Here is a 12,449-nt window from a genome sequence, read left to right as displayed (position 1 = left end):
CTCACTCCTTGGGTGCTATCTCTTGTAAACGCTGCTCTAACTGCAGCCAAAACCCTTGTTCAAATTCTGCTGAAACTGGCAAATATAGCCAGTTATCACGGGCAAATAACTGGCATTTTGCCGCATCTTTTTCCGTCATCAGTACATTAAGTGTCTTATCAAATTGCGTAAAATCTGCAATTGAAAACGGATGGTGGTCAGCAAACTCAATGCATTGCTTAAGTACCACCGGTTGCTGCCTCAGCGTTGCAAAAAATCGTTGCGGGTTACCAATACCTGCTATCGCGACGCATTCGCCGGCAGGTGCTGGCACATCCTGTGAATCTTTTACACGCTTCCAGCCTTGCGGCTGCAGACGAAACACCCACCCCAATTTTTTTTCTGTGTCACCGTTTTGCGCAACAATATCGACTTGCTGCAGGCGTTGTTTCGATTCACGCAAAGGCCCGAGGGGTAAACGCCACCCGTTACCGAGACCGCGACTACCATCAATCACAGCAATTTCGATATCCCGCGCCAATCGGTAATGCTGCAAACCATCATCGCTAATTATAATATTGGTTGCCGGAAAAGCTTGTAACAGTAGCTCGATGGCCTGTTGTCGATTCGGCCCAACAGCCAACGGCACTTCAGTTCGAGTAGCAAGTAAACGCGGTTCATCACCAACTTTAGATGCTAATGACGAGGCAGTAACTAATTGCGGGAATGGTCCTTTGGCTCCATAGCCGCGAGAGATAATCGCAGGCTCATAACCCTGCTGTTTAAGCCATTGCACGAGAGCTTCTGTGACGGGAGTTTTGCCGGTGCCACCAACGCTGATATTGCCAACGACGATAACCGGTACCGGCGCTCGGTAGATCCCAAGCAAGCCCTTGTTAAACATCCAGCGCCGTACGGTACTTAACCCAACAAATAACAGGTGTAACGGCAACAGTAATAGCAACAATGGATGGAGGCCCGCACGATACCAAGCCCGCTGCCAAAACATGGCTATTCGCCCCCGCTAAACTGCAAGCTATACAATTGATAGTATGCACCCTGCTTATCGAGCAAGGTCTGATGATCGCCACGCTCCAACACCTTGCCCTCCTCCATCACTAAGATTTCATCCGCGCTTTCAATCGTTGAAAGACGGTGGGCAATCACAATCGAGGTGCGATTTTGCTGTAATCGGCTCAGGGCTTTTTGAATATGTCGTTCTGATTCGGTATCCAGTGCGGACGTCGCTTCATCGAGAATCAGAATTGGCGCATCCCGCAAAAGAGCCCGGGCAATCGCAATACGTTGGCGCTGCCCCCCCGAGAGCATCACCCCGTTCTCTCCCACCATGGTATTCAGCCCTAATGGCAAGTTGTCAGTAAACTCGGTGATGAACGCTTGCTCGGCCACTTCGCGAATACGTTCTGCGGAAACATCGCCACGCGCGCCATAAGCGATATTATTAGCGATAGTGTCATTAAATAAGGTGACATGTTGCGAAACCAATGCAAACTGACGACGCAAGCATTTGAGTTTGTAGTCGTAAATATCCACGTCGTCGAGATAAATATTGCCACTTTGAGGTGCATAAAACCGCGTCAACAAATTCGAAATCGTTGACTTACCGCTACCCGAGCGTCCCACTAAAGCCAAGGTTTTACCCGGCTGCACATCAAAACTAACTTTATCGAGTGCCGGCGATTCCGCTTCATCGTAGGTAAAGGTGACATTCTCGAATCGAATATGACCTTGGGCACGTTCAACCACATGGGTGCCGGCATTCGGTTCAGCTTTTTCATCCAATACTTCAAAAATGCTTTGCGCTGCAGCAATACCGCGCTGGAAGTCGCTATTAACGGTGGTCAGCTGCTTTAACGGACGCAGTAACATAATCATTGAGGTTAGCAGCGTGGTGAATGCACCGGCCGAAAGTTGTTCCAACATCTCAGGATAACTCGCCAGTACCAGCACCATCGACAAGCTAAATGATGCGATAAGCTGAATCACCGACGTACTCACCGTCTGCGCATTAATCAACTTCATATTCTGATTGCGCGTGACATTGTTGATGTCTTGAAAGCGCTTAGACTCGCGTTTCTGTCCCTCGTACATCACCACCACTTTATGACCATTGAGCATTTGCTCAGCGGTGGTTGTGACATTCCCCATAGCCGTTTGAATGCGGCGTGATACCTGGCGAAAGCGCTTTGATACCACTGACACAACTTTTGCGATAAGCGGCCCGACAACCAGAAATACCAGAGATAACTGCCAGCTGATGTAAAACATCAGGCTCAGCAAGCCAATCACAAAAGCACCTTCACGAATCAAAATTAATATCGCGCGCGAGCTCGCCTCTGCTACTTGCTGTGTGGTGTAGGTAATTTTTGATAGTAAATCGCCGGTAGAATGACGGTCGTGAAACGACACTGGCAACTTCATCATATGATCAAATAATTGCTGTCGCAGTGTGGTAATCACGCGAAAGCCAACCCAATTAAGCAGATAGGTTGAAATAAAATTGAACGTGCCTCGCGCGACAAACACCAATGGCACAAAAATCGCGCCGTAAATCAGGATTTTTGAATCTTGTTCCGTTAAACCTTCATCAATGAGGGTTTCAATTTGAGAAAAGAAAAAAGTATCGACAGCGGCATAGCCGATCATGGCAATAACCGAGAAAATAAAGGCCGCGCGATAGGGCTTTATATAGCTCAACAAGCGTCGAAACGTCCGTTTCTTCTGGGCTTCGGTCATGTTTTCAAGAATATTTTCAGCGCTCATGCAATTCTTATAAAGTTCAACAATATCCGCATTCTAACCGCTTTCACCGGTGGCTGGCTAGTTATCCGCGTCAAACCATGCTCGATTCGCGCCCGTCCAAGGTTGTTCTACCCACCACTGCTGCGGCGTAAAAGTCATTGAAATTTGTCCACCAATGGCGGTATCTAGTAGCGGAATATTGAGTTGGCTAAGCCGCTGCTTTACCGACTCGGCGACCATTCCGTAGGCATTATTCCTGCCGCGACTTGCGATTGCTAGCTTAGGCCCTACTGCCTGTAAAAAATAACCTTCGCTCGAACTATTACTACCGTGGTGAGCTAGCACTAAAACATCTGCTCGAATAGGCGCAACATGCGCCAACAAAGCTCTCTCACCACGTTTGGTGATATCGCCGGGAATCAATATTGAAGTCCCGTTGATCATAAATTTTAGTACGCATGAGTCGTCATTATGGTCGTTATTAGTTACGCGGCGCGGATATAAAACTTGCCATGAAATTTGCTTCCATGTTCCTGTTTGCCCAGCAACACATGGCAAACCATGGCCACTACCAAACCAACGCATGCGCGGAAATTGGTCAGTAAGTGCTGCAACGCCTCCTTGATGGTCATTATCGGTATGACTTACAAAGCCGAGAACCGGGGTGAGCTGATGATGTTTTAAAAAAGGCAAAATAACGCGCTCCGCCATGTTTCCGCCTAATTCCCAATTCGCACCAGTATCAATGATAATCGCCTCATCGGCATGGGCAATCACCATGGCACTACCCTGGTCGACATCAAGAACGTGAAATTGAATCTGTGTATCTTGCTGATGCAATTCGTCAGATACCAAAAGCACGAAACAAAACAACGCTGTACTCGCTACCTTCCACCACCAACGCCATGGAAAAAACCATGCCAACAATAACCAAAGGAGATTACTAGCGGCGCCGGTTAGCGATGCTGACAGCCACTGCCACGGGGCATCCGCAAGATATCGCAATAGCGGTTCAAGTGTATTCAGAGGTACTTCGGCAAGGGTGAATAGCCACAGCGCACTTGTCGAGGCACCAAGTATAACGAGAACGAGGCTAATCAAGCTCAATGGGAGAACCCAAAATGTAACCATCGGCACCACCACAAGATTGGTTAGCGGCGCTAGAACGGGTAAGCCATCAAACCATAATGCAGTCAACGGCCACATTGCTAACGTTAACGTCAATTCAAGTCGCCAAAGTGCGCGTAGCCCTCGCCAGCGCCCGCGAATAATCGGCCAACGCCAATGCATCCATAAAATTGTCGCAACCGCTACTACTGATAGCCAAAACCCACTTTGCAACGGCGCCAACGGATGCGCTATGAGCACGACGAAAACAGCTCGTAACAACACCCGACTTGGCGGTGTGTGTAACGCATAATATTTATGGAGAATGACCACCGCAAACATGACAAATGCTCGCACCGTTGCCGTGGCAAAGCCAGCCAAAGCGGCGTAACAACATGTTATACTCAGCGCAATAAACGTTGCCCACAGCCAGCTATTATTGATTTCTCGACGTTGACGACTACGCGCTCGGTAGCGCAAAACATGACGTGCTATCCACAGCACCCCGGCCGCGACAAGTGTCAGATGCAAACCAGAAATAGCGATTAAATGAGCAAGGCCCGTACGCTGATAAATTCGCCATTGCTCCGCAGTTAACGCTTGTCGCTCACCGAGTGTTAGTGCCTGAAGAATCCCAAACTGTTGCAATTCATCTGCAAATTCCGCCAATCGATTAGACACACGCTGTCGGTAATTCGCTTGCCCCACTACATAAGCGCCGCTACGGATACTGCCAAGTGCATGAATTTGCTGTCCAACAAGGTAACGATGATAAAGAAAGCCTCCATCATTACGCACACCTTGCGCAGCTTTAAGTCGTGCTTGAAATTGCCAAGTCGTTCCCGCCTGTGGCGGTATCATTTGCTGCGGTGGCTCGTACCAACTTAATCGGACAGTTGCCGGACGTGCCAAGATGTTACGGTTAATACTGGTCACTTTGCCCTGTACACGCCAAAAATCAGGTTTAACTTGGGTGATTTCTGTGACCTTCATCAGTAAAGTTGAGGTTGTCCCGAAATTCTCATCAGAAATAAGCGTCATTTGATGCAAATAAGCATTGCCACTACCCCACCCTATACCGCACAATACACACCCAAGTACGACGGCATAGCGTCGAATAAAAGCGCTACGCCAAGCGCATATCGCGACTAAAGTAGCAAGCAGTAACCATTGTGAAATCGGCATCGGCTTGCTAAAAGTAAAGGTCACAGCAAAGCCAACAAGCGCTGCGCACAACCACCTATCCATGGACGTTGTACCTGTTTTGCAAATAATTTCAGTCAAAATGAAGACGGATTAGAGATGCCACGCAAGTTTATTCAGCGCATCATGCCCAAGCATGAAACTGTGAGAAACAGCAAAAGCCTAAAAGTCTTCGGCAAGTTGTTGCACGATGCCAATTTATGGCATCTTAATCGCAGATCTGCCGCTGGTGGATTCGCAGTCGGCCTATTTTTTGCATTTATTCCAGTGCCATTTCAAATGGTGCTAGCCGCTGCGGCTGCAATCCCATTTCGAGTCAATCTCCCCCTTTCAGTGGCGTTAGTTTGGGTCTCTAACCCGATCACTATGCCAGTCCTCTTCTATTTTTGTTATCTATTAGGCAACTGGATCATTGGTGAACCGGCACAGGCCTTTACCTTTGAGCTGTCCTGGCATTGGTTAGCACAAAGTATTGCCACTATCGGCCCCGCGTTTTTATTGGGTTGCTTGATTATGGCAGTGGTCAGTAGTGTGGTTGGTTATTTCACAATTAGCTTACTTTGGCGCCAGTCTGTTGTCAGTGCATGGCGTCAGCGCGCGCAAAAAATGCTGGAAAAAGCAAAGCAACGCGCTAAACATGATGCTAATGACTAATGGCTTGAACAATTTCGAGTTTCGCGGCACGCCAAGCTGGATATAAGGTAGCCAACGTACTCATTAATAAAGCAACAACCGCAACTAACACCACGTCAGCTAATTGTAGATGCACTGGAATCTGATTAATAAAATAAACATCGCTGGCTAATAGACTTTCACCACTTAACCACTGCAACCAACTCATCAAATCAGGCAGTACTAACGTTAAAATCACTCCGGCAATGGTGCCTAATACCGTTCCGATAAGACCATTTTGCAAGCCTTGCCAAACAAACACTTGCATCACCTGCTTACCGCGTAGCCCCATGGTGCGCAGAATGCCGATGTGCCGCTGCTTCTCCTGTACGGTCATAATTAGCGTCGAAATAATGTTAAAGCAAGCAACCGCTAGAACAAGAATCAACACTAAATACATGACCATACGAACAAGTTGAATATCGCGATACAAGTGCCCCTGCGAACGCATCCAATGATCTAAGTACACATAGTCTTTAATACTGTAACCTATCTCATTGGCCACTTGTTGCGCCTGCATGACATCGGCAAGTGTCATCTCAACCGCTGTTGCGCCGCTCTCAATACCAACCATTTCGCGCGCGGTTGTAAGCGAAACATAAGCAAATTGATGATCCACTTGTCCGCCAAATTCAAATGTTCCCTGCACGTTTAATCGAATACGCTTGGGCTCACGGAAATTGGCATTTTGTGCCACGAGTAATATCACCGTATCGCCGGATGTGACGTTTAACTTCTCTGCCAACTCACTCCCAAGCACCACAGCATTTGGCTCCGTGCGCAATGCTTGCCATACGTCTTTCGACATATATTCTTGAATCGCTTGCACTTGATTGGTATCAATGCCCTGTACTTGCACACCAGTAAACTGGGCCCCTTGCTGCACCATACCTTGCGTTCGAATCACTGGTTTTGCGCTAATGACACCTGGGTGCGCTAAACCCACATCGATGATCTGTTGCTCATTGGCAAGGCGTTCATTTACAGCCGTGAATTCAACATGCGGAATCAGACTTAGAAAGCGATCTTGCAAAACCTTCTCAAAGCCATTCATCACGCTCAAACCAGCAATAAAAACCATGCAACCCAGGGCGATTCCGAGGGTCGATGAGGCTGAAATAAATGAGACAAAACCACTGCGCTCACGGCGCTTGCGAAATCGCCGTGCCAATTGCCACGTCAGGTGCAGACGTTGCATCATGCGATTAACTCCTTGTGGTCTAAAACACCATGATGCAATGAGAGAGTTCGCGGCAGTTTAGCGGCCAAGGCATTGTCATGGGTAACAATCACAAAGGCCGTATCAAGCTCTTGATTAAGTTCTAATAACAACTCAAAGACTTGTTCAGCGGTCGTATCATCTAGATTACCAGTCGGCTCATCAGCAAGTACTAGGCGAGGTGAATTTGCTAATGCTCTTGCAATTGCCACCCGCTGACGCTCCCCACCCGATAATTCCGCTGGACGGTGTTGTAAGCGCTCAGCCAGCCCAACACGGGTTAATAACTGTTCGGCTCTTATTTTGGCATCACCGGTTGCTACTCCAGCGATAAGCTGTGGCATGGCAACGTTTTCAAGTGCGGTAAACTCAGGCAACAAATGGTGAAACTGGTAGATAAAACCAAGTTCTTTGTTGCGCCAATCGGCAAGTTGATTCGCCGACCAATCTTGAATAGCGCGCCCAGCAAACAGAACTTCGCCTGCAGTTGGTTTATCCAAACCTCCCAGACAATGTAATAACGTACTTTTACCTGATCCTGAACTACCAACAATCGCCAACATTTCGCCCGGATGAATGGCAATATTAACGTCCTTTAACACCTGTAACTGGCGATCACCGTCTTGGTAAACACGAGACAACTGGCGGCATTCCATCAACATGGCGGACAATCCTTCTTGATTATTATTCATAGCGCAATGCCTGTGCTGGTAGTACTTGGCTCGCTCGCCAAGCTGGATAAAGTGTTGCTAATAGAGTTAGCACCATAGCGGCAACAACGATTAAACTAATCTGCGTTGCCTCCATTAACACCGGAAGCCCTGCTTGCCCGGTGAAGCTTAAATCAATTTGTAGTAGCGCCATTAACTCGTTGAGGTTCGCAGCAACTCCAATACCGAGTAACAAACCGATCACACTACCGATAACACCACTGGTGGCGCCTTGCACCATGAACATGATGTACAAATGGCTACGTCTCAATCCCATGGTCTGTAAAATCGCAATATCCGAACGTTTGTCTTGAATCACCATCATTAAAGCCGACACCACGTTGAATGCAGCAACGGCAATGATGAGGCTTAGCATCAACCCAACCATACGTTTTTCCATACTCACAGCATCGAATAATTCACCGTATTGCTCGCGCCACGTTTGCGTTGTCACCGTATCGCCAAGTATCTCTTGAATCTCTTGTTCAGCTCCAAGTGCTGCGAATGGGTCGGCGAAATAGAAGCGTAACGCAGAAACATGGTTAGGGGGTAGCCTCAATAAACGTGCGGCATCAACCCCATGCATGACCAGCAAATGACTATCTGCTTCAGATTGCATTGCGACAATCGCTGCGACCTTAAACTGACGTTGTGCCGGCATTAAACCAAGCGGTGTATAGACGCCGCCTGCTGCCGCAATCACTCGAATTGTGTCACCAGGCCACACATCCAGCTGTTGTGCCAACGCCTGGCCTATGATCACGTGATAGCTACCAGGTGTTAGTGCGGAGATATTGCCGTATACCAAATGCTCGCGCAGCGGCTGCCATTGCACATCGGCATCCGTAACATCAGGAAATAACCCTTGGATTATCACTGGTCGAAGTTGTCCGCTGCTTTGCACAACACCCGCACTGCTGACTTGCGGAACCACTCCAATCTGCTCATTTAACGGCGGAATATGCTGAGCAAGCTGTTGCCAGTCACTCACCATTTGATTACTCGTTTCAGCCACCGTAAGTTGCGGTACAACACCCAAAATGCGTTGTTTAAGTTGCTGTTCGAAACCATTCATTACCGAGCTAACGATAATTAACGCAGCCACACCAATTAAAATACCCGCTAACGCAAATCGATTGATGAACCGCGTAAAACGGTTACCGTGGCGTGCGCGACTGTATCGTAATCCTAGAAAAAAGGCTGCAGGCTTAAACATGTTGATTCCTAAATAACTTTGCGCAGCAAGCATAAAGAAAACTCGGCACTGATCCAAGCGTCAAGTTACGGTATACTCCTAAGCAATTTGTTTTTAGCAGTAGAGAAACGCACAACTCATGACCACAGCGTCTGCATTTAAGCCACCGAAACCATCCTCAGCGCGGCAAGACATTACTTGGCAAAACCTTGCTGGAAGTAGCATCGCGCTTGCGCTCGGGCAACTTATTGAGCAACACGATGGCCCTGTATTGGTGGTCACACCCGATGCGCCACAGGCTCATCGTTTAGAGCAAGAAGTTCAGTATTTCGCATCCACTTGGCGTGAGCAAGTAATGGTATTTCCAGACTGGGAAACCCTGCCATATGATAGCTTTTCGCCACATCAAGATATTATTTCTGAACGACTCAGTGTATTAGCGCAGCTACCCGACATGCAGCGAGGCGCATTAATCGTCTCGTTAAATACGCTGATGCATCGAATTGCCCCGACTGACTACGTTGCTGGGCAAGCGGTACAAGTTAACAAAGGACAAAAACTTGATATCCATGGATTACGCCAACGCTTAGAACGCGCAGGTTATCGACATGTCGCGCAAGTGATGGAGCATGGCGAGTTTTGTGTGCGCGGCTCGTTACTCGATTTGTTCCCGATGGGAAGCAGTCAACCCTATCGTATCGACTTCTTTGATGATGAAGTAGATTCGATTCGGCTATTTGATCCGGATACACAACTGTCAGCTGGCGAAATTGATGCGATTGACTTATTACCGGCACACGAATTTCCAACTAATCCAAGTGCTATCGAGTTATTTCGCGCGCAATATCGCGACCAATTTGACGCTTCGAACGCTCGCGATTCGGTGTATATGCAAGTCTCGAATCAACAGTTCCCGGGAGGTGTTGAATATTATTTACCACTATTTTTTGAGCATACTGCCAGCATCTTTGATTACTTACCGGATAACACCCTATTGGTCACATTTGGTGACTTACAGGGTAGCTTAGAGCACCTTTGGCACGATATTAATCAACGCTATGAACAGCGTCGCTATGACCCATTGCGCCCACTATTGACACCACAGCAATTGTTTCTGACTGTCGACCAAATTCATGGGGCATTCAAAGCGATGCCGCGCATTCGTGCCTTGGTACCGGGTGACAAACCACAACCGGGGCCAAAAACATTTAAAACGTCGCCAATTGGCGAAATTGCGGTGAACCACCAACTCAAAAACCCACTTGAGAAATTAAGCATTCGCTTAAAACAAGCGACACAGCAACGTGCGATTTTCCTTGTTGAGTCGGCTGGTCGACGTGAAACCCTGCGGGAATTGCTTGCGCCATTGCAACTCGGTCTAGATGAGATCGAGCAATTTCATGAGTTCGTCGAAAGTGACGCGAAGTACGCCATCAGTGTCAGCCCTGTTGCAAACTCGTTTGTTCTTGATACCGAACAGATACTTGTCATTACCGAGACCGAATTACTTGGACAACGCATAGCGCAACGCCGACGCCGCGACCAAAAGGCAACGGTCAGTGCCGAAAACATGGTGCGAAATTTAGCCGAGTTACGCATCGGTCAGCCGGTTGTGCATATCGATCACGGTGTCGGACGTTACCAAGGTTTGCAAACGCTGGATACCGGTGGTGTCACCACCGAATTTGTCACGATTGAATATGCTAACAACAGCAAACTGTACGTGCCGGTGGCAGCATTGCACGTGCTTAGTCGTTACAGTGGTGGTGAAGAGGCTTCTGCGCCGTTGCATAAGCTTGGTAATGACCAGTGGGAAAAGGCAAAACGTAAAGCCGCCGAGAAAATTCGCGATGTTGCCGCTGAGTTATTGGATGTGTATGCGCGACGCGAAGCAAAACCGGGATATCCATTTAAACTCGATCAGGATGAATATCAACGGTTTGCAGGTAGTTTCCCGTTTGAAGAAACCGATGACCAATTGGCTGCAATTGCGGGCGTTCTGGCCGACATGCAAGCACCACGAGCGATGGACCGTTTAGTTTGCGGTGATGTCGGTTTTGGTAAAACCGAAGTCGCCATGCGCGCCGCTTTTGTTGCCGTGAATGACAATAAGCAAGTGGCAGTCTTGGTACCGACCACGTTGTTAGCGCAGCAACACTACGAAAACTTTAAAGACCGTTTTGCTGATTGGCCGATTCGCGTGGAAGTCTTATCTCGCTTCAAAACCGCAAAGCAAACTCAGAAAGTTCTCGAAGACCTTGCTGAAGGCAAAGTCGATATGGTGATCGGCACCCATAAATTACTCAGCAGCGATGTCAAATTTCACGATCTCGGCTTGCTGATTGTCGATGAGGAACACCGCTTTGGCGTTCGCCAGAAAGAGGCGATCAAACGCCTGCGCGCCGACGTCGATATTCTGACATTAACGGCAACCCCCATCCCACGTACACTTAATATGGCCATGCACGGGGTTCGCGATTTATCAATTATTGCAACACCGCCGGCCAAGCGTTTAGCAGTAAAAACCTTTGTCCGCGAGTATGATGAACCGACGATTCGTGAAGCTGTGTTACGGGAAATTTTACGCGGTGGGCAAGTCTATTTCCTGCATAACAATGTCGAAACCATTGAAAAAACCGCTGAAACGTTAGCTCAATTGGTACCGGAAGCTCGTATTACAGTTGCACATGGTCAAATGCGTGAACGTGAGCTCGAGCGAATCATGTCGGATTTCTATCATCAGCGCTATAACGTTCTGGTGTGTACAACCATCGTCGAAACCGGTATCGACGTGCCCACTGCAAACACAATTATCATGGACAGAGCCGATCATTTAGGGCTTGCGCAAATGCATCAACTACGCGGGCGTGTTGGCCGTTCTCATCATCAAGCTTACGCCTATTTGTTAACACCGCATCCGAAGCGCATGACCAAGGATGCACTAAAGCGCTTGGAAGCAATTTCGCAACTTGAAGATTTGGGTGCTGGTTTTATGTTGGCAACACACGATTTAGAAATTCGCGGCGCCGGTGAATTGCTCGGCGATGAACAAAGCGGACAAATTGAAACCATTGGTTTTACGCTGTATATGGAGATGCTCGAGCAAGCCGTTAAAGCCTTACGCGATGGGAAGCAACCTGCGCTCGACCAGTTGTTGCAAGCACAGACAGAAATCGATTTACGTGTACCAGCACTGTTACCTGAAACCTACATCGCCGATGTAAATACCCGTTTGAGCCTATACAAGCGGATTGCCAGCAGTGACAATCTGCAAGCTTTACACGAAGTACAAGTGGAGTTGATTGACCGATTTGGCCTACTACCCGATGCCGTTAAAAACCTCGTTCGTGTGGCCGAACTACGAAGTCGTGCACAACAGCTCGGTATTCGTAAAATTGATGGTGGTCCGAACGGAATCAATGTGGAGTTTGCTGCTGATACAAAAGTTTCACCACAAATTCTCATCCAGTTGATTCAACAACAGCCACAAGAATATCGGTTGGAAGGGCCAACGCGTTTACGTATTCTTCGTAAAATTGAAGATACTCAAGCACGGTTGAAACTGGTAGAGTCACTACTAGACGAATTTGCTCGAGGATAA

The 12,449-nt window shown here is 48.0% G+C and carries 8 protein-coding genes; 2 read left to right on the top strand and 6 right to left on the bottom strand.

Annotation, left to right across the window (positions count from 1 at the left end; all coding sequences use genetic code 11):
- Window position 1: 1 nt before the first annotated feature.
- The 3 genes from lpxK to BM292_RS01195 form a co-directional block, all read right to left on the bottom strand.
- A complete protein-coding gene (gene lpxK / locus BM292_RS01205; RefSeq protein WP_092854490.1) occupies window positions 2–988 on the bottom strand; it encodes a tetraacyldisaccharide 4'-kinase in 987 nt (328 codons plus the stop codon).
- Window positions 989–990: 2 nt separating this feature from the next.
- Window positions 991–2,736, bottom strand: coding sequence for a lipid A export permease/ATP-binding protein MsbA (gene msbA / locus BM292_RS01200; RefSeq protein ID WP_092856819.1), 1,746 nt, complete (start codon window positions 2,734–2,736; stop codon window positions 991–993).
- Window positions 2,737–2,820: 84 nt separating this feature from the next.
- A complete protein-coding gene (locus tag BM292_RS01195) occupies window positions 2,821–5,097 on the bottom strand; it encodes a DNA internalization-related competence protein ComEC/Rec2 (RefSeq protein ID WP_092854488.1) in 2,277 nt (758 codons plus the stop codon).
- Window positions 5,098–5,151: 54 nt separating this feature from the next.
- Between BM292_RS01195 and BM292_RS01190 the strand changes: the two genes are divergently transcribed.
- A complete protein-coding gene (locus BM292_RS01190; RefSeq protein ID WP_092854486.1) occupies window positions 5,152–5,706 on the top strand; it encodes a DUF2062 domain-containing protein in 555 nt (184 codons plus the stop codon).
- On the opposite strand, the gene BM292_RS01185 is transcribed toward BM292_RS01190, so the two are convergent.
- From BM292_RS01185 to BM292_RS01175, 3 genes are read right to left on the bottom strand one after another with little or no spacing between them, the layout of a single operon-like run.
- Window positions 5,696–6,925 (bottom strand): lipoprotein-releasing ABC transporter permease subunit, encoded by a 1,230-nt coding sequence (locus BM292_RS01185; RefSeq protein ID WP_245751788.1) that lies wholly within the window; start codon window positions 6,923–6,925, stop codon window positions 5,696–5,698. The two genes, BM292_RS01190 and BM292_RS01185, sit on opposite strands and share 11 nt — an antisense overlap.
- A complete protein-coding gene (lolD, locus tag BM292_RS01180) occupies window positions 6,922–7,614 on the bottom strand; it encodes a lipoprotein-releasing ABC transporter ATP-binding protein LolD (RefSeq protein WP_177203802.1) in 693 nt (230 codons plus the stop codon). The genes BM292_RS01185 and lolD overlap by 4 nt, the downstream gene beginning before the upstream one ends.
- A 13-nt stretch (window positions 7,615–7,627) precedes the next feature.
- A complete protein-coding gene (locus tag BM292_RS01175) occupies window positions 7,628–8,869 on the bottom strand; it encodes a lipoprotein-releasing ABC transporter permease subunit (RefSeq protein ID WP_092856813.1) in 1,242 nt (413 codons plus the stop codon).
- 118 nt (window positions 8,870–8,987) lie between these two features.
- Between BM292_RS01175 and mfd the strand changes: the two genes are divergently transcribed.
- A complete protein-coding gene (gene mfd / locus BM292_RS01170; protein ID WP_092854481.1) occupies window positions 8,988–12,449 on the top strand; it encodes a transcription-repair coupling factor in 3,462 nt (1,153 codons plus the stop codon).

This window comes from Pseudidiomarina tainanensis, from assembly GCF_900115255.1.
Lineage (GTDB): Bacteria > Pseudomonadota > Gammaproteobacteria > Enterobacterales > Alteromonadaceae > Pseudidiomarina > Pseudidiomarina tainanensis.
This window is presented reverse-complemented; position numbering and strand designations above follow the sequence as displayed.